The sequence below is a fragment of the Paraburkholderia caffeinilytica genome, assembly GCF_003368325.1.
GTDB classification, from domain to species: Bacteria; Pseudomonadota; Gammaproteobacteria; order Burkholderiales; family Burkholderiaceae; genus Paraburkholderia; species Paraburkholderia caffeinilytica.
In genome coordinates this window covers 3,212,802-3,230,406 of sequence record NZ_CP031466.1, presented here as the reverse complement: position 1 = coordinate 3,230,406, position 17,605 = coordinate 3,212,802, and the positions used below count along the sequence as shown (strand labels likewise).

The following is a 17,605-nucleotide window of genomic DNA, read 5'->3' as shown; positions in this document are numbered from 1 at the left end:
TGCTTCATTCGCGACATGTGGCGTCGCCGCAAGCGCGGCGTGATGCGGCCTGATGCGGCCTGATGCGGCGCGCTTGCGGCGACGAGGCCGACCGTTCACGTTCGTGGAAGGCACGATCGGTCGTCTGCCAGAGCGAAACAGTTAAACCAGCCCCGTCATGTAATACACCGCGATCACGAAGAAAACCGCCAGCGTCTTGATCACCGTCACCGCAAAGATATCGCGGTACGACTGGCGGTGGGTCAAACCCGTGACCGCCAGCAGCGTGATCACCGCGCCATTGTGCGGCAGCGTGTCCATGCCGCCGCTCGCCATTGCAACGACCCGGTGCAGCACTTCCATCGGAATATGCGCGGCTTCCGCGCCCTTGATGAAAGTGTCGGACATGGCCGCGAGCGCGATGCTCATACCGCCCGATGCCGAACCCGTGATGCCGGCCAGTGAACTCACCGAAACGGCCGCATTGACGAGCGGATTCGGAATGCTCTTCAGCGCATCGCTGACCACCAGAAAGCCGGGCAAGGCCGCGACCACGCCGCCAAAGCCGTACTCCGAAGCCGTATTCAACGAAGCCAGCAGCGCGCCCGCGACCGCCGCCTTGGTGCCGACCGCGAAGCGTTCGCGCACGCGGCCGAACGCCGTTGCCACGACCATCAGGATACCGAGTAGCAGCGCGCCTTCAACAGCCCAGATCGCGACGACGTTTTTGATCGCCGTCGTGACCGGCGTGTGGATACCCGGCAGGATGTCCGGGGCGACGGTGTATGTCGTGCCGTACCAGTTCGGAATCCAGCGGGTCAGCATGAAGTTCGCCACGCCGACCAGCACCAGCGGCGCAACCGCGAGCAGCGGATGCGGCAGTTGCTTCGATTCGATGCGTTCCGGCTCGTTGACGAGATCCGTGCCGTAGCCTTCGCCGGTCGCCATTGCTGCACGGCGGCGCCATTCCAGATAGGTGAGGCCGACCACGATGATGAACAGCGAACCCGTAACGCCAAGCGTGGGTGCGGCCCAGGACGTCGTCTTGAAGAAGGTGGTCGGGATGATGTTCTGGATCTGCGGGGTGCCCGGCAGCGAATCCATGGTGAATGAGAACGCGCCGAGCGCGATCGCGCCAGGCATCAGGCGTTTCGGAATATTGCTCTGACGATACAGCTCCGCGGCGAACGGATACACCGCGAACACCACCACGAACAGCGATACGCCGCCATAGGTGAGCAGTGCGCACACCGCGACGATCACTGCATTGGCGCGCGAGCGGCCGATGTAGCGGATGGCCGCAGCCACGATCGATTCGGAAAAGCCGGACAGTTCGATGACTTTACCGAACACCGCGCCTAGCAGAAACACGGGGAAGTAAAGCTTCACGAAGCCGACCATCTTCTCCATGAAGATGCCGGAGAACACCGGCGCGACGGCGCCTGGATCGGTCAGCAGCACGGCGCCGAGGGCGGCGATAGGCGCGAACAGAATGACGCTGTAGCCGCGATACGCGGCGAACATCAGAAACGCCAGCGCGGCGAGGACGATAACAAAGGACATTGAGTCTCCAAAGCTTGGTTGTTCTACGTGTACGCCGTCTCGATGACTGCGACGGCCCGGCGCCCGCAAATGCAGATTCCATGCCACACACGCCGCAGCGGCCTGGCCGTTGATTTCACAGGCCGAAGTTCGAAACGCGATGCGGCCGATTGTACCCAAACGTCTCCAGAACGGGACGCCGATCGGCCAAACTTGGACCGAGTCGAGGTTAAACCATTATTGGGTAAGCTTGCTGGCAATCTCGCAGGTGAGATAATCTTGTCTACGAAATGAGATATGCATAAATAGAACGATAGCCGGAGACAGCGACACCATGATGAACGACTGGGCGGGCCTGCCCGCCACCTACGGCGACGTACTCCGCCGGGCGATGGATTCGCTTTTCCGCACTTTCGAAAACTTCAGCGAAGGCACGTTCATCGTCGACGCCGAGGCGCGTGTCGTCTGGATCAACAAGCGCTACGCGGCGCGCTTCGGTTTTTCTGACCCGGAACAGGCGATTGGCCGGGACTGCGAGGAGGTTATCCCCAATAGCCTGATGCGCGAGGTCGTGAAGACCGGCAAACCGATTCTGCTCGACATCCTCGAAACAGGCCGCGAGCCGCTTGTCGTGACGCGGTTGCCGCTGAAAGACGATGCGGGCGATACGGTCGGCGCGGTGGGTTTCGCGCTGTTCGATGAGCTGAAGGCGCTCACGCCGCTTTTTTCCCATTACTCGCGCGTGCAGGAAGAATTGATTGCAACGCGCCAGTCGCTCGCGCAGGCAAGACGGGCGAAATACACGTTCGGCAGTTTTGTCGGCACAAGCGCGGCCAGTCTCGAAGTGAAGCGCCAGGCGCGCCGCGCCGCGCAACTCGAGTCCCCGGTGCTGTTGCTCGGCGAAACCGGCACAGGCAAGGAACTGCTGGCGCATGCCATTCACGGCGGATCGGCACGGGCGAACTGGCCGCTCGTGACCGTCAACGTGGCGGCGATTCCGGACACTTTGCTCGAGGTGGAATTCTTCGGCGCCGCGCCCGGTGCCTATACCGGTGCCGACCGGAAAGGACGCGTCGGCAAGTTCGAACTGGCGAACGGCGGCACGCTGTTTCTCGACGAAATCGGCGACATGCCGCTGCCTTTGCAGGGCAAGCTGTTGCGCGTGCTGCAGGACAAGGAGTTCGAGCCGCTTGGCTCGAACCGGATCGTTCGCGCGGACGTGCGGATTATTGCCGCGACCTCGGCGGATTTGCCGGCGCTGGTCGCGGCAGGGCGTTTCCGCGCGGACCTGTTTTATCGGCTGAACGTGCTGACGATCCACGCGCCGGCGCTGCGCGAGCGTTCGTCCGATATCGAAGCGCTCGCCTACACCATGCTCGAAGACCTGTCGACGCAAGCGCGCGGCGCCAGTCACTTCGAATTGCAGGACGATGCCTTGCGGCTGCTGTGTTCGTATGGGTGGCCCGGCAACGTGCGCGAGTTGCGCAACACGCTGGAGCGCGCGGTGGTGCTCTCGGACAGCGAGCGAATCGATGCGCGTGCGCTGGCGCCGTTCATTGGCCCGGCGCAAGGCGGCCATCGTTCGCACGTACCCGCCGCCTCTGACGCGCACGCTTCAGAGGCGGCTTCGGCGGCGCCTGAAGCGACGTCGTGGAGCGACGCCATGGCTGCGTTCGAAAAGCGTTTCCTCGGCGACGCCTTGCGTGCCAACGGCGGCCGCGTGATCGAGACGGCCATGCAGATCGGCATGGGCCGCGCGACGCTCTACAAGAAGATCGCGGCATACGGCATCGAGGTGTGACGAAGTCCGGCGACATCGCGCGACGCAGTGCAATTGCCGCGTGGCACAATCGCGTGATCGAAAAACAAGATGTGATCGGGGTTTCAAATGAAACGCAGTCTCTCCTCTTTCGCGCGCCGCGCCGGCGCCACGCTGGCGCTTCCCGCCATCGTCTTGCTGTGCGGTTGCAGCAGCAGCGCACCGCTGTTTCTGTCGGACGGCCGTCAGACGACTCTGGTCCAATGTCCGGCCGGCTCGGACTCCTGCTCGCAGCAGGCAAACGCGGCGTGCGGCGGCGCGTTCGACGTCGTGCGCCAATCCAGAGACAACGGCACGCTCAGTCTGATTTACGCCTGCCGGGCGAAATGACGCCATGCCGGCCGATGGCCGGCGCGGTGCGTGCGATTGCCACTTTCCTTCCTCGATCCCGCCGCTCGGCCAAGCTCGGCCACAGGGCGGGCATCTCCCTCTCTGCGCAGATTTCGTTTTACCCGACAAAACCCGGCCGTACGGCGAACGGATGTCATGCCAATGGCATATGACCGTCATCAATATCCGGCTCTAATGTGCATTGACAGAAACGGCTACGATGCGCAGCGAATATTAATCGGACTTCTTCGGGATTATTACTTTTACCGTTTGCGCCGATAGCAAAGCGCTCGGATTTCGCCGTTAAGCGAAGTCGGTGCGGCATCTAACGGAACGCGAGGTTTCGCCGCAGTACCCTCATCGGGCCGGCTCACAATCAAAACAATGTGCAGGTTTTGCCGGTTCGCGGCGGCCCGAATTATTGACTTCAGGAAAACTTTCCGTTTCAACTGAGTGGCTGGAGCAATCGCGGCATGCTTTGTGCTTCTACATTGGCTCAACGAGTAATTCCGGGGACAGCAATGAATCACCTCCAACTCGAAAAAGATATCGAACACCTTGAAAACGTAATCACGCATATTTCCGCTGAAGACCGCATCCCGCTGTCTTACTGGCGCAACCGCATTAACCTGGTGTCCGGCGCGCCACTGGTGCCCGCGCAGGCCAGTCGCGTCAAACGGCTCAATGCGGCTCTCTCCGCATTGGAGGAGCGGCAGAAAACATAACCGTCCGCCAAGAGGGTGACGTGTACCGTCTGATCGGGTAACGTTTCCTGCAGAAATAAGGGAACGTAACGCCCAGGAACTCAGGAGAAGCATGCACCCAGCAGGATTTTCAGCCACCCGGCTGACGGCGCTCACGAACGCCATGCAAGGCTATGTGGACCGAGGCGAAGTGACCGGGGTCGTTTCGCTGGTCTGGCGGCGCGGTGAAATCGGCTATTTCGAGCCGCTCGGCTTGCGCGACGAAGCGGCGCAATTGCCCATGGAGCGCGACACGCTGTTTCGCATCGCGTCGATGACCAAACCGGTGACGAGCGCGGCGATCCTGATGCTGATCGAAGAGGATCGGCTTGCGCTCGACACGCCGGTCTCATCGTGGCTGCCGGAGCTGGCGGCGCCATCCGTGCTGCGCGACCCCACCGGCCCGCTCGACGAAACCGACCCGGTCAGAGCACCGCTGACCGTGCTCGATCTGCTCACGCATCGCGCCGGCTTTGCTTATCACTTCACCGCCACCGGACCGTTGGCCGAAGCTTACGCGGCGGCCTTCAACGGCATTGAGGCGCGCGGCGATGCCAGCGCGTGGCTGGGGCGCATAGCCGGCTTGCCGTTGATGTTCCAGCCCGGCTCGCGCTGGCATTACGGTATCGCGACCGACGTCCTCGGCGTGCTGATCGAACGTGTGAGCGGCATGCGGCTCGGCGATTTCTTCCGGACGCGGATCTTCGAACCGCTCGGCATGCGCGACACCGCGTTCTGGGTGCCCGACGCGCAGCTTGCGCGTTTGGCGACGGCTTATGGCGTCGAGGCGGGCACGCGGCGGCGTGTGGTCGAAGATCATCCGTCGGCGAGCCGCTGGGCGAACCCCGGCCGGTTTCAGAGCGGCGGTGGCGGCCTTGTCTCGACGGCGCAAGACTATCTGCAGTTCGCGCAACTGCTGTTGGGGCGTGGACGCGTCGGTTCGGCCCGTTTGCTGTCGCATCGCTCGGTCGATTTGATGCGCTCGAATTTTCTGACCCGCGACCAGCGCCGCGTGCCGGCGTTCGGTCATGTGCTGTGGGCGGGGCAGGGCTTTGGCCTCGGCTTGTCCATCGTCGACGATCCGGCGCAGCAGGTGCCGCTCGGCTACCGCTCGATGGGTTCGTTCGGCTGGCCGGGAGCCTATGGCACGAGCTGGTTCGCCGATCCGGTGGAAGACCTGATCGGCATCATGCTGATTCAGCGACGTGCTGTCGAACCATTCCCAATGTCGGTCGATTTCGAGCGTCGCGTGTACGATGCAATTGACGATTGAATGCGTCGGCCGCGGCAGTTGAGCAGGTCGCTTTGATCGGCGGTCAGTCGCAGGCCGCCCTGTGCGGGTAACCCCGCGCGGGCCGCTCTATCCGGCGCTTTATTCGTCTGATAGTGTCCGCAAATGTCCGCACTGCAGTTCGTCAAATCGATCGGAGTACCCGTCATGGCCTCGTACAAACAGTTGACTGCCCAGCTCGAAAAGCTCCATAAGGAAGTCGCGGCGGCGCGCGAAAAAGAAATCGCGCAGGCGATCGCCGAGATCAAGCAGAAGGTCGCCGAATACGACCTCACGGCGGAAGAGCTGGGTTTCACGAGCAAACGTACAACGGGACGCAAAACGGCTTCGGTAGCCAAGTACCGCAACCCGAAAACCGGCGAGACGTGGAGCGGCCGTGGCCGTTCGCCCGGCTGGCTTGTGGGCAAGAATCGCGAGCGCTTTCTGATCGAAGTCTGAAGCCCGTCGTACTTGGCGCTCGCGCTTGCAACGCGCCGGCTTTTTCCGAAGTGAAGTTGCGGCCGGTTTTTCTCGCACCGCTTAGAAGGTCCCGAAAACGCTCACCTTTCGCGTGAACCTGTAACGCGCGCCGTGGATTTTGCGAGGCGCCTCGCGTCAGGATTCGTTGGTTCGGTGAGCCTGGTTTTGTCAGATGATGCACCTTGCGGTGCGATCGCCGTCGCGCTCTCTCGCGGCTGCGCCACTTTCCTCCAAACCCGCGCCAGCCTTTGCTGGCGGGCGTTCCCAGGCTATGCGAAGCATCGCGTAGGCCGTCGCTCGGTTCTCGCGCCGTCTTCTCCGGGGACTTTGCCTCGTTGCCGAACTTGGCGCCGCTGGTGCGTGAGTGGCCGCGGGTCTGTTCACCTTTCGCCTCGATTCGGGGTTCGCAATCGCGAGTCCCGAAAAACCTCACCTTTGCGTTCGTTGGTGTGTGGGAACTCATGCGCCACCTGATCGCCACCCGAAGTGTCCCGGGGCAAACCCGGAGATGAGTTCGCCTCATACCCCGGATCAAAACTCATCGATACAGGGTCGCGACGGTCGAACAGCACAATCGGTCATCCATTCAACCTCGACGGAAAGACCATGAGCGTATCGACGGACAAGCAACTTTTTATCGGCGAAGGATTCGAAGGCCCCGGCGTCAATCTTGCGCATATCAACGTACTCGTCGGCCCGCGCAACGGGCCCGCAGGGCAAGCCTTCGCTACCGCATTGGCGACGCCTTCCGCGGGGCATGCGCCGTTCGTCGTGATCGCGCGTCCGGGCGTGCCGACCAAGCCGTTGACGCTGTACGTGAACAAGGCGCAGATCGGCAGCGACTTCCACGGCAATGCAACGTGGGGCGCTTCGCAGGCCGGCATCGCCAGGGCGGTGGCCGAGTCGCTCGAGAACGGCACGTTGCCGCCCGAAGCGGAAAACGATTGGGTGGTGGTGTCCGCGAACTGGGTCAACCCGGCCACCGACGATCTCGACGCCGTGTTCGAGAACAACTACCGCGCGTGCAGGAACGCGATCCTCGCGGCGATGAAAGGCTTGCCGCATCGCGATGAAGTGTTCGCCGCCGCGCGCGACGTATCGAATCCGTTCTACACCCCAAAGCAACGCTAATCACACGCGACGCGGTTCGCGCGCCGTGAGTGCGGCGCGACCGCTTGCGCAACTGGATGCGATCAGGAAGGAGACAAGCACTATGGAATACATTCGCCTCGGTCAGTCGGGCCTGAAGGTTTCGCGTCTGTGCCTCGGCACGATGAACATGGGCACGCCGCAATGGAAGCCGTGGATTTTCGACGAAGCGCAAAGCGAGCCGATCGTGCGTCACGCGCTGGAAGCGGGCGTCAATTTCATCGACCTCGCCGATTTTTATTCGACCGGCGTGGGCGAGGAAGTGGTGGGGCGCATCTTGAAGCGCATCGCGCGCCGCGAGGAAATCGTCGTGACAACCAAGGTCGGCTATGACATGGGCACGTATCAGAATGCCGGCGGCCATTCGCGCAAGCACATCATGGACGGCATCGACGCGTCGCTTGCGCGCCTGGGTATGGATTACGTCGACATCTACATGCTGCATTTCTTCGACGTGAATACACCGGTCGAAGAAACCATGGGCGCGCTCAACGATATCGTGTGTGCCGGCAAGGCGCGTTATATCGGTGTATCCACGATGTACACGTGGCAGTTCGCCAGGATCATCCAAGTGTGCGAACGCAACGGCTGGCACAAGCCGATCAACATGCAGTTGCAGTTGAACCTCGCCTACCGCGAGGAAGAACGCGAAATGATTCCGTACTGCCAGGATCAGGGCGTCGGCGTTTCCGTGTTCAGTCCGCTGGCGCGCGGGCTGCTGACCTGCGATCCGAATTCGACGCGCAATCAGACCGATTTCTTCACCGCGCAAATGTACGGCGATACGGCGTCGCGTGAGATTGCTGCCTCGGTGGCGCGTGTGGCGGCGCGGCGCGGTGTGTCGGCGGCGCAGATCGCGCAAGCGTGGGTGCTCAATCACGGCGGCGTAGCGAGCATGCTGGTCGGCGCCGATACGCCCGCGCAGTTCGATAGCGCGTTGGCGGCACTCGGCACGAAGCTCAGTGCGGACGAGCTGTTCGAACTCGAACGCAACTACACACCCTGCGATCTGATCAACGACTACACCGCGGGCAAACGCATCGCGCGCGAAGCGCGGCTTGCGCAAGGTGTGTTCGTCGAGAATCTGGAGAAAGCCGCATGAACGAGTTTCTCCGAACCGGCCATTACATTGGCGGTGAGTGGTACGAAAGCGCGAGTACGTATGTCGTCCTGAACCCGGCGACCGGTGAGGTGATCGCTCAGGTCGCGAGAGGCGGCGCGGCGGAAACGACGCAAGCCATCGCCGCAGCCGAGCGGGCCTTTCCGGCATGGCGCCGGTTGACCGCAAAGGAGCGTGGCGCACGCGTGAAGCACTGGGGCGAGTTGATGCAGGAGAACCGCGACGCGCTCGCCGAATTGCTGACGCTCGAGCAAGGTAAGCCGCTTGCCGAAGCGCGTGGTGAAGTAGGCTACGCGGCGAGCTTCTTCGAATGGTTTGCCGAAGAAGCCAAGCGCAGCTACGGCGACGTGATCCCCAGCCCCAATCCGAAAGCGAAGATCATCGTGACGCGCGAACCGGTTGGCGTCGTCGCGGCCATCACGCCGTGGAACTTCCCGCTCGCGATGATTACGCGCAAGGCGGGACCGGCGCTCGCGGCAGGTTGCACGATGGTGCTCAAGCCATCGGAAGAGACGCCGTTGTCCGCGTTTGCACTGGCTGTGCTCGCGGAGAAGGCGGGCATTCCGCCTGGCGTGTTCAACATCGTTTCCGGCGATGCAGTGGCGATCGGCGGCGCGCTGACTGAGTCGGAAGCCGTGCGCAAGCTCTCGTTCACCGGCTCGACTCGCGTGGGCAAGCTGCTCGCGAAACAGTCGGCGGATACGCTGAAGAAGCTGTCATTGGAACTCGGCGGCAACGCGCCGTTCATCGTCTTCGACGACGCGGATATCGACGCCGCCGTGCAAGGGGCAATGGCGTCGAAGTTCCGCAACACCGGCCAGACCTGTGTGTGCGTGAACCGCTTCTACGTACAGGACGGCGTCTACGATGCATTCACACTGGCGCTGGCCAGAGCTGTGCGTCAGATGCGCGTCGGCAATGCGCTGCAAGGCGAGGTCGAACAAGGTCCACTGATCAATCAGGCGGCACTGAAGAAGGTGGAAGCGCATGTCGCCGACGCGTTGCAAAAAGGCGCGAAGATTCTGACCGGTGGAAAACCGCATGCGCTCGGCGGCACGTTCTATGAGCCGACCGTGCTGATCGATGCGTCGAAGACGATGTTGATCGCCGCGGAAGAAACCTTCGGCCCTGTGGCCGCATGCTTCCGCTTCAAGACGGAAGACGAAGCGATTGCCGCCGCCAACGACACGCCGTTCGGCCTTGCCGCGTATTTCTACACGCGCGATCTCGCCCGCGCATGGCGCGTTGCCGAAGCGCTGGAGAGCGGCATGGTCGGCATCAACGAAGGTATTTTGTCGACCGAAGTCGCGCCGTTCGGCGGTGTCAAACAATCGGGGCTTGGCCGCGAAGGCTCGAAGTACGGGCTCGATGAATACACCGAACTGAAGTACACGATGATGGGCGGCCTCGGACGCTGATCTTCATTTAGCGCATTCATCCATCGCACGTGTTCGCCTGACGTATCGCACGCTGGAGCATGCGGCGAACAGCGAAGCGAATGACTGGATGAACAGCGAAGCGAATCATGCGCCGAACTGCGTGGTTTGGCGCGGCCTCGGCATCGCGCCGGCGCCGCGCCAACCGCACACATATACATACAAGGAGACAGCGTGAGCAATCAGGATACCCAGGCCGCCACTCTCGGCCTCGCCCCCACCATGCCGCCTGCGGCGGCTGCGACCGCGCACGGCCGCATTTCTCTCGATGACGTTCCGCTGAACGCGTTCCACGTCAAGATCGCCGGTTTGACGTTCGGCGCGCACTTTACCGAAGGTTATGCGCTCGGCACGATCGGCTATGCGCTGGCGTCGCTGAATCGCCAGATGCCGCTCGACGCGTTCTGGATGGGCATGATCGGCAGTTCCGCGCTGATGGGCATCTTTGTCGGCAGTCTCGTGTTTGGCTGGTTGTCGGATCGGCTTGGACGGCAGAAGATTTTCCTGCTGAGCTTCCTGATCATTACCGCGGCAGCGTTTGCGCAGTTTTACGTGAGTTCGCCACTTGAATTGTGTTTGCTCCGTGTGTTGATCGGCTTTGGCATGGGCGGTGATTTTGCAGTTGGGCACGCTATCCTTGCTGAATTTTCGCCGCGAAAACATCGTGGGACATTGCTAGGTTCGTTCAGTGTGGTGTGGACCATCGGTTATGTGGTGGCCAACGTGCTCGGCATGCACTATGCCGACGCGTCGCCGGATGCGTGGCGGTGGTTGCTTGCGTCAGCGGGCATTCCGGCCTTGATCGTGCTGCTGTTGCGTATGGGCACGCCGGAGTCGCCGCGCTGGCTGTACGGCAAGGGACGTATCGCTGAAGCCAAAACGATCGTACTCAGGCACTTCGGTCCCAACGTGACGCTCGACGCAGGTGAAGACGGCCACGCGCAAACCCGTGGTGGTTTCATGCGCCTGTTCAAGCAGGACCTGATCCGCAGAACGGTCTTCAACTGCGCATTTTTCGTCTGCCTCGTGATTCCGTATTTCGCGATCTACACGTTCCTGCCGACCATTCTTAAAGCCATTCATCTGAACGACGGGTCGGGTGCGGATTTTCTGCTGAACGGCTTTCTCGTGCTGGGCGCGCTGATTGGCATCTGGCTCACGATCAAGTTATCGCGCCGCGTGTTCTTGATCGGCTCGTTTGCGGTGACGTGCTTGTCGCTGATCGCGTTGAGCTTGCTGCCGGAGTCTGCGACGCTGGCGATGATCGTCGCATTCGCAATCTTCACGCTGACGATGTCCGCTTTTTCGAATCTGGTCGGCGTGTTTCCGCCGGAGTGCTTCCCAACAGAAGTGCGCGCGTGCGGCGTTGGACTTGCGATCGCGTGCAGCCGTCTCGGCTCGGCTGTCGGTACTTTTCTGCTGCCGCTCGGCATTGTCCATCTGGGTTTCCACGTGACGATGATGGTGCTCGCAGCCGTTCTGCTGATCGGCATGACGGTGTCAATCGCCTGGGCACCTGAGACGAAGCACCTGACGCTAAACGAAGCAAGCGGCACGTAGCCTGCCTGAGCACTCCAAGAAAACCCGCCGCATCGGCAACGATGCGGCGGGTTTTGCTTTTGTGACGTCGAATTTTAATTGAGCCGTCTCTTTTCCTAGATTTTTAGGAAAAGTCCTAGCGACTTGCTTCGTGTGATGGAGCAGTTGTCGGATGAAATCGCGCGTCGTGTAGGGCAGTTCCTACATAAATCGGAATTCTCCTAGGTACTTAGGAATCTCGAAAACCTAACATTGGTTTGCGCCTGAACGAGAGACCAATAGTTCGAAACAAAGACCGCCATTTCCCCGGCGAAGAACATTGGAGCACCCAGGGGCAAATGGTGGATCTCACGCAATATCGATTCGCCGTTGATTCACCAATCTTCTTAACTCACTGGAGCAGCAAACATGAAATCAATTCTCCCCGCAATCGCGATCGCAACCGGCGGTCTGATGGGTCTCGCATCGTTCGGCGCTAATGCCGCGGACGGCACGATCACCGTCACCGGTACCGTGTTGGACACCACGTGTTCAATCAATGGGACCGCGAGCGGCGTCCCGGCTGACAAGTCGATCACGCTGGCGCCGGTGTCGTCGGGCTCTCTGTCGGTGCTTGGCGCAACTGCCGCCACGTCGAGCCCGACTGACCTGGCGCTGAACCTGAGCGGTTGCAGCGGCACGGCAACGAAAGCGATCGCCCGCTTTGAAAATGGCCCAACTGTAGACCAGAACAGCGGCAATCTGACTAATTCGGGTACGGCGACGAACGTGCAAGTTCAACTGCTGAACGCGCAGATGCAACCGATCAATATCACGACGAACTCGAATAACCAGTTGGCAAGCAACGCGTCGACGATTACGGGCGGCGCCGCCAACCTGAAGTACTTCGCACAGTACTACGCGACGGGCAAAGCGGGTGCCGGTACGGTGAATACGTCGGTTCAATACACGATGCAGTACCAGTAAGCGCAGGCCGAGGCGTTCGCTCAGGCGAACGCCTTTTTATGGTCTTTTTTTCAAGATTACGAATAAAGGTGGTTGTGATGAAGTTGCTCGGAAAAATGACGATGGGAATCGGTTTTGCATGTGCGCTGCTCGCAGGCAGCGCACATGCAAGCGTGACGATCGGCGGTACGCGAGTGGTGTATCCGCTCGAGCAGCGCGAAGTCACGGTCAAGCTCGATAACGACAGCCGTGAGCCTTCGCTCGTACAGGTATGGATGGATGACGGTGACGCGGATGCAAAACCCGGGGACATCAAGGTGCCGTTTGTGATTACGCCGCCGATCTTCCGGATGGACCCGAAGAAAGCGCAAACGCTGCGCGTCATGTATAGCGGCGAAGCGTTGCCGCAGGATCGCGAATCGGTCTACTGGCTCAACGTGCTGGATATTCCGCCAAAGGCCAGCGGCGCATCTGATGCCAATTCGCTTCAACTGGCCTACCGCACCCGCATCAAGGTGTTCGTGCGTCCCGCCAAATTGCAGGGCAAGCCTGAAGATGCGCCGGCGCAGCTGACCTGGAAGATTGCTGCGTCGCCGGGTGGCAAGGGCCAGGCGGTGAGCGTATCGAACCCGACGCCGTACTACGTGTCGTTTAGCGAAGTCGATGTGGAAAGCGGTGGTCACACCTACAAGAACGAACAGGGTGGCATGGTCGCACCGCGCGCGTCGGCGGTCTTGCCGATCGCAAAGATGAATGCCGTATCGGCAGGTGCAAAGGTTCACTACACCGCGATCAGCGACTACGGCGGCGCACTCAACGGCGACGCGACGCTCGGGCAATAGACCGCAGCAGTTCACTGTTCGGGCGACGGCCTCTCGCCCATTGTTAAACCAATTCTCGTACACGGCGTGCGTTGCACAGGCAACGCACAGCGACGACGCACGCCTGTTGCCCGATATCCGAAGTCAGCCAGATCATGAAACTATCACCTCGTCATCAGTCGCATGCTCGCACCAGTGGATCTTCTGGTCCGTTCGGCCTGAGCCCTGTGGCCGTCGTTGTTATGTCGGTTTTCGCGGTGCTGGGCGGGGTCCAGTCGGCGAGCGTGAATGCAGCAGAGTCCGGCGGCACCGGCGCAGCTGTCCAGTTCGACACGACCTTTCTGCGTACCGACCCGAATCAAACCGTGGACGTCGCGCGGTTCACGAGCGGCAACATCGTGCAGCCAGGTGTGTACTCCGTCGACCTCTGGGTCAACGATGTTCGTGTGGCGCGCCAGGACGTGCGCTTCGTGGCGAGTCGCGACGGACAAAGCGCACGTGCGTGCTTTGGTCGTCAGATGCTGGAAACGCTCGGTGTTGATTTCGCGAAGGTTGGTGCCGCTACCGGCGCGAAGCTGACGGAACATGCATCTGCCGAAACAGCAGAAGTCGCGGGAAAAAAGCCGCACGCAGCAGCCGGCGCAAGCGCTGACGCCAGCAAGCAATCCGGTGAAACCGTCAACGCCGACGAATGCGTTGACCTTCTCGGAACGGTGCCGGATGCGACCGTCGACTTCGACTTCTCCGAACAGAAGCTCACATTGAGCGTGCCGCAGAAATACATGCGCAACGCCGCGCGCGGTTACGTGCCGCCTGACATGTGGCAAACCGGTGTGAACGCGGGCTTCGTGAGCTACAACGCGAATACCTACCGCACCGCGGGTTCGGGTACGCAGTCGACACAAAGCTACCTGGGCCTGAATGCTGGCGTGAACATTGGCGCGTGGCATTTTCGCCACCAATCGTCGGTGTCGCAGGAGACTGGTCAGAGCACGCATTTCGACAACATCGCGACCTATGTGCAGCACGATGTTGCAGCACTGAAGTCGCAAGTGACGTTGGGTGACAGCTACACGGCCGGTGATGTGTTCGACAGCGTCCAGTTTCGCGGCGCTCAGATCGCCACTGACGACCGCATGTTGCCGGAATCGCTACGCGGCTATGCGCCGGTGGTGCGCGGTACGGCGGAAACGAATGCGCGCGTGACAATCCGTCAAAACAGTCAGGTAATCTATGAAACCAGCGTGTCGCCGGGTCCATTTGAAATCAACGACCTGTATGCGAGCGGCTATGGCGGCAATCTCGACGTGACGGTGACCGAGGCGGACGGCCGTACCAAGACTTTTACGGTGCCGTTTGCTTCGGTTGCACAATCGCTGCGGCCCGGTACGACGCGATTCTCGGTGACCGCTGGGCAATTGCGTAGCGATGCGCTCGAAACGAAGCCGAATTTTGCGCAGTTCACCTTGCAACGTGGCCTCACCAATCTCATCACCGCCTACGGCGGTGGCGTGGCTGCCAACGGCTATGTGGCGGCTAATGTGGGCGCGGCATTGAACACGAAGCTCGGCGCGTTCTCGGCAGACGTGACCGGTGCGCAAACGCAAATTCCGAATCAAAGCACGATGCGTGGCACCAGCTTGCGTATCGGCTACAGCAAGTTCATCGATCCTACGGACACCAATATTGCGGTTGCGGCTTACCGCTATTCGACGGCGGGTTTTATGAATCTGTCGGACGCGGCATCCGTGCGCGATCTGGCGATGCACGGCGGCGATACGGATTCTGTCTATCGTGAGCGCAACCGCTATCAGCTCACGATCAACCAGAATTTGAAGGGCCACGGTTCCGTGTTCCTGAGCGCGTCAGCCCAGCAGTACTGGAATTACAGCGGCAGCGGAGTGTTCTATCAGGCTGGCTATACCAACGGCTTCAAGTACGGGACGTACAACATTACTGCGGGACGCACCCGCAACGCCAACGGTTCGATGTCCAACCAGTACATGCTCAGCACGACGCTACCGCTCAGCCACGGCCAGCATGCGCCATTGGTGTCGACCAACCTGTCGAGCTCGGGCGGCAGCACCAGCTTGCAGGCCAACGTGAGCGGCTCGCTCGGCGATGCGAACCAGTATTCGTACAACGCGTACGGCATGTACGGCAGTGGCAACAGCAGCAGTTCCGCCAACACGGGCGTGAGCGGTGCATGGCGCGCGCCGTATGCGCAGATGACGGCCTCGGCAAGCGCGGGCTCAGGTTCGAGCCAGATGTCGGCCGGTATCAGCGGGTCGGTCGTCGCGCATCCGGGCGGCGTGACGTTCTCGCAGACGGTTGGCGATACGTTCGGCATCGTCGAAGCCCCAGGCGCTGCGGGCGCTAGCGTGACTAGCTCGCCGGGCGTCAAGCTCAATGGTCATGGTTACGCGGTGATTCCTTACCTCACCCCGTACGGAATGAACACCGTCGACATCGACCCGAAGGGCACATCGGCCGACGTTGAATTCGAATCGACTTCGGAGCAGGCGGTTCCGCGTCTCGGCTCGGTCGTGATGATCAAGTACAAGACAGTGAGCGGGCGTGCCGCGTTGATCCGCGCTCCGCGATTGGGCGACAAGGCACTGCCGTTCGGCGCGGATGTGGTCGATGGGAATGGCAAGACGGTCGGCGTCGTCGCACAGGACAGTCGAATTTTTGCGCGTGGGTTGGCAGACAAGGGCTCGTTGTTTGTGGAATGGGGCTCGGTGCCGTCCGAAAAGTGCCGGATTGATTATGTGTTGCCGAAGTCGACAGTGCAGGCGGCAGCAGCTTACACCTCGGTGGAAGGACATTGCATTGCGGCTGACGGAATCAGTGCGGACCTGGTTTCCACTGGCGCGGGAGCGGCAAAGTGAACGGATGATTGCGACGTCCGAAATGAATCGATGAATGAGCTGCGCTGACTGCGACGGAAACGATGCTGTACTGGCACGTCGTAAAGGCACCGCGGGAAGCACCTTCATTCAAAACCGCCCGACTGATACTCAGTTCTCAGACTCGCGGCAAACCAGGGCGCTACACGCGCCGACTCGGAGTTGAACATGAAAAAGATCTGGATTATGTGGTTCTTTACTTTGGCCACGCTGTGTGCACCCGGGATAAGCCATGCGGTAAGCTGCTATCAAAATACGTCAGGTGGGCCTGTCACCGTAACGAATACATTGCCTGGCAATGTCTATGTCTCATCGTCGACGCCAAATGGAACTGTGATATGGGAATCAAATCAAATTACGTACAATGTTGCCTGCTCGGGAGTCACTGGAGTTGCCCTGCCGTCTGAGAGCATTTATGCCTGGATTAATCCCCAGCAAAGGACTGTCGCTCCAGGGGTCGTCGTTGGTATTAGATATAGGGGTGCCATATACACGACAGGTTCGGTCGCAACGGGATATAGCACGAGCAATTATTCAGTAACTTTTTCTTATACCTATTCTATTGTCCTTATTAAGGGCGGGTCGGGAAATGGAAGTGGTGATGTAAATATAAGTAGCTATTCTGTATTTCAGCTGGATGGTCAAGGTGGGATAAATAACGTTTCAGGATCTAACTTAAACCAGATACTTAACGGCACAGTTCATCTTTTAAACCCTACTTGTTCCCTCGCTCCCAGCGATGTTAGTAGAACAGTAACCCTCCCGCCTGTAGCACGGTCGGGCCTTTCGTCGGTCGGCAGTATTGCCGGCAAACAGGCGTTCGCTCTTACTGTAACAAAGTGTTCAGCCGAGACGAATACGGCACAATTCACGTTCCAAGGCACGGGTGACAAAAATAACCCTTATGCTTTTGCGAATACAGGGACCGCTAAAGGCATCGGAGTCCTCCTCGGTAGTTCTAACGACGGCAGCACGATCCGTGCCGATGGCACGAACAACACCAGGGTCGTACAGATCCAGAACAGTGATGGCGTGTTGAGCTTGTTTGCGGAGTACATTGCCACAGCAGCCGTTCAACCCGGGACGGTAAACGCTGGCATAACTGTCAACATAACGTATCAGTAGATAAGCCAAGTTTTGGGATGTATTGCGCAGGAGCGGAACCAATCCTTGCAACATGAGGAGGACGACATGACAGCCCTGGAGGCGAATGCGTTGTGTGGTTTTGGTTGAGAGGGACGAGGTCGCGCCCGATCTGGAACAAAGCTAATGAGATTGTCGGCTATATAGCGAAGCAGACGAATCAGAAAGTCAGCCGCACATCGCTCGCGTCGGGGGCCGCAACACGTAGTCTATGCCAACGTGCCAACGTGCCAACGTGCCAACGTGCCAACGCGGCATGCCGATGTGCTGTTCGACGAGTGCAAGCAGATGTCGCGTCAGATCGGTGAACACGGCGTGTGACAGGTTTTGCCGGGTTTTGGAAAGCGCCGCGGCGCTTGCGCGTTGCACCATTTCCTCCG

The 17,605-nt window shown here is 60.3% G+C and carries 14 protein-coding genes; 13 read left to right on the top strand and 1 reads right to left on the bottom strand.

Annotated elements, in window-relative coordinates:
• Window positions 1-141: 141 nt before the first annotated feature.
• Window positions 142-1,542, bottom strand: a complete 1,401-nt coding sequence (locus DSC91_RS14180; RefSeq protein ID WP_115779174.1) for a GntP family permease — start codon at window positions 1,540-1,542, stop codon at window positions 142-144.
• A gap of 313 nt (window positions 1,543-1,855) precedes the next feature.
• On the opposite strand from DSC91_RS14180, the gene DSC91_RS14175 reads away from it, so the two are divergent.
• The 13 genes from DSC91_RS14175 (at window position 1,856) to DSC91_RS14115 (ending at window position 17,207) form a co-directional block, all read left to right on the top strand.
• Entirely contained in the window at window positions 1,856-3,322 is a 1,467-nt protein-coding gene (locus DSC91_RS14175) for a sigma-54 interaction domain-containing protein (RefSeq protein WP_115779172.1), read from the top strand.
• Window positions 3,323-3,409: 87 nt separating this feature from the next.
• Window positions 3,410-3,670: a hypothetical protein gene (locus tag DSC91_RS14170; protein ID WP_115779170.1), complete on the top strand. Its 261-nt coding sequence runs from the start codon at window positions 3,410-3,412 to the stop codon at window positions 3,668-3,670.
• 521 nt (window positions 3,671-4,191) lie between these two features.
• A complete protein-coding gene (locus DSC91_RS14165) occupies window positions 4,192-4,395 on the top strand; it encodes a hypothetical protein (protein WP_115779168.1) in 204 nt (67 codons plus the stop codon).
• Between the two features lie 91 nt (window positions 4,396-4,486).
• Window positions 4,487-5,686, top strand: coding sequence for a serine hydrolase domain-containing protein (locus tag DSC91_RS14160; protein ID WP_115779166.1), 1,200 nt, complete (start codon window positions 4,487-4,489; stop codon window positions 5,684-5,686).
• A 165-nt stretch (window positions 5,687-5,851) separates the two neighbouring features.
• Window positions 5,852-6,142 (top strand): H-NS histone family protein, encoded by a 291-nt coding sequence (locus tag DSC91_RS14155; protein WP_115779841.1) that lies wholly within the window; start codon window positions 5,852-5,854, stop codon window positions 6,140-6,142.
• Between the two features lie 627 nt (window positions 6,143-6,769).
• On the top strand, window positions 6,770-7,294 hold the full coding sequence (fae, locus tag DSC91_RS14150; RefSeq protein ID WP_115779164.1) for a formaldehyde-activating enzyme: 525 nt from the start codon (window positions 6,770-6,772) through the stop codon (window positions 7,292-7,294).
• An 82-nt stretch (window positions 7,295-7,376) separates the two neighbouring features.
• Window positions 7,377-8,414, top strand: coding sequence for an aldo/keto reductase (locus DSC91_RS14145; RefSeq protein ID WP_115779162.1), 1,038 nt, complete (start codon window positions 7,377-7,379; stop codon window positions 8,412-8,414).
• Window positions 8,411-9,850 (top strand): NAD-dependent succinate-semialdehyde dehydrogenase, encoded by a 1,440-nt coding sequence (locus tag DSC91_RS14140; protein WP_115779160.1) that lies wholly within the window; start codon window positions 8,411-8,413, stop codon window positions 9,848-9,850. The genes DSC91_RS14145 and DSC91_RS14140 overlap by 4 nt, the downstream gene beginning before the upstream one ends.
• Before the next feature lie 192 nt (window positions 9,851-10,042).
• Window positions 10,043-11,428, top strand: coding sequence for an MFS transporter (locus tag DSC91_RS14135; RefSeq protein ID WP_115779158.1), 1,386 nt, complete (start codon window positions 10,043-10,045; stop codon window positions 11,426-11,428).
• Window positions 11,429-11,815: 387 nt separating this feature from the next.
• Window positions 11,816-12,373 carry a fimbrial protein gene (locus tag DSC91_RS14130; RefSeq protein ID WP_115779156.1) on the top strand — a complete coding sequence of 186 codons (558 nt, stop codon included), beginning with the start codon at window positions 11,816-11,818 and terminating at the stop codon, window positions 12,371-12,373.
• A gap of 77 nt (window positions 12,374-12,450) precedes the next feature.
• On the top strand, window positions 12,451-13,194 hold the full coding sequence (locus DSC91_RS14125) for a fimbria/pilus periplasmic chaperone (protein ID WP_115779154.1): 744 nt from the start codon (window positions 12,451-12,453) through the stop codon (window positions 13,192-13,194).
• 134 nt (window positions 13,195-13,328) lie between these two features.
• Window positions 13,329-16,064, top strand: a complete 2,736-nt coding sequence (locus DSC91_RS14120) for a fimbria/pilus outer membrane usher protein (protein WP_115779152.1) — start codon at window positions 13,329-13,331, stop codon at window positions 16,062-16,064.
• Window positions 16,065-16,250: 186 nt separating this feature from the next.
• Entirely contained in the window at window positions 16,251-17,207 is a 957-nt protein-coding gene (locus tag DSC91_RS14115) for a fimbrial protein (protein WP_115779150.1), read from the top strand.
• Window positions 17,208-17,605 lie beyond the last annotated feature (398 nt).

Bases quoted from the DNA above. Each gene is read 5' to 3' on its own strand.
- DSC91_RS14180 (WP_115779174.1), bottom strand. From the start codon at position 1,542: ATGTCCTTTGTTATCGTCCTCGCCGCGCTGGCGTTTCTGATGTTCGCC.
- DSC91_RS14175 (WP_115779172.1), top strand. From the start codon at position 1,856: ATGATGAACGACTGGGCGGGCCTGCCCGCCACCTACGGCGACGTACTC.
- DSC91_RS14170 (WP_115779170.1), top strand. From the start codon at position 3,410: ATGAAACGCAGTCTCTCCTCTTTCGCGCGCCGCGCCGGCGCCACGCTG.
- DSC91_RS14165 (WP_115779168.1), top strand. From the start codon at position 4,192: ATGAATCACCTCCAACTCGAAAAAGATATCGAACACCTTGAAAACGTA.
- DSC91_RS14160 (WP_115779166.1), top strand. From the start codon at position 4,487: ATGCACCCAGCAGGATTTTCAGCCACCCGGCTGACGGCGCTCACGAAC.
- DSC91_RS14155 (WP_115779841.1), top strand. From the start codon at position 5,852: ATGGCCTCGTACAAACAGTTGACTGCCCAGCTCGAAAAGCTCCATAAG.
- fae (WP_115779164.1), top strand. From the start codon at position 6,770: ATGAGCGTATCGACGGACAAGCAACTTTTTATCGGCGAAGGATTCGAA.
- DSC91_RS14145 (WP_115779162.1), top strand. From the start codon at position 7,377: ATGGAATACATTCGCCTCGGTCAGTCGGGCCTGAAGGTTTCGCGTCTG.
- DSC91_RS14140 (WP_115779160.1), top strand. From the start codon at position 8,411: ATGAACGAGTTTCTCCGAACCGGCCATTACATTGGCGGTGAGTGGTAC.
- DSC91_RS14130 (WP_115779156.1), top strand. From the start codon at position 11,816: ATGAAATCAATTCTCCCCGCAATCGCGATCGCAACCGGCGGTCTGATG.
- DSC91_RS14125 (WP_115779154.1), top strand. From the start codon at position 12,451: ATGAAGTTGCTCGGAAAAATGACGATGGGAATCGGTTTTGCATGTGCG.
- DSC91_RS14120 (WP_115779152.1), top strand. From the start codon at position 13,329: ATGAAACTATCACCTCGTCATCAGTCGCATGCTCGCACCAGTGGATCT.
- DSC91_RS14115 (WP_115779150.1), top strand. From the start codon at position 16,251: ATGAAAAAGATCTGGATTATGTGGTTCTTTACTTTGGCCACGCTGTGT.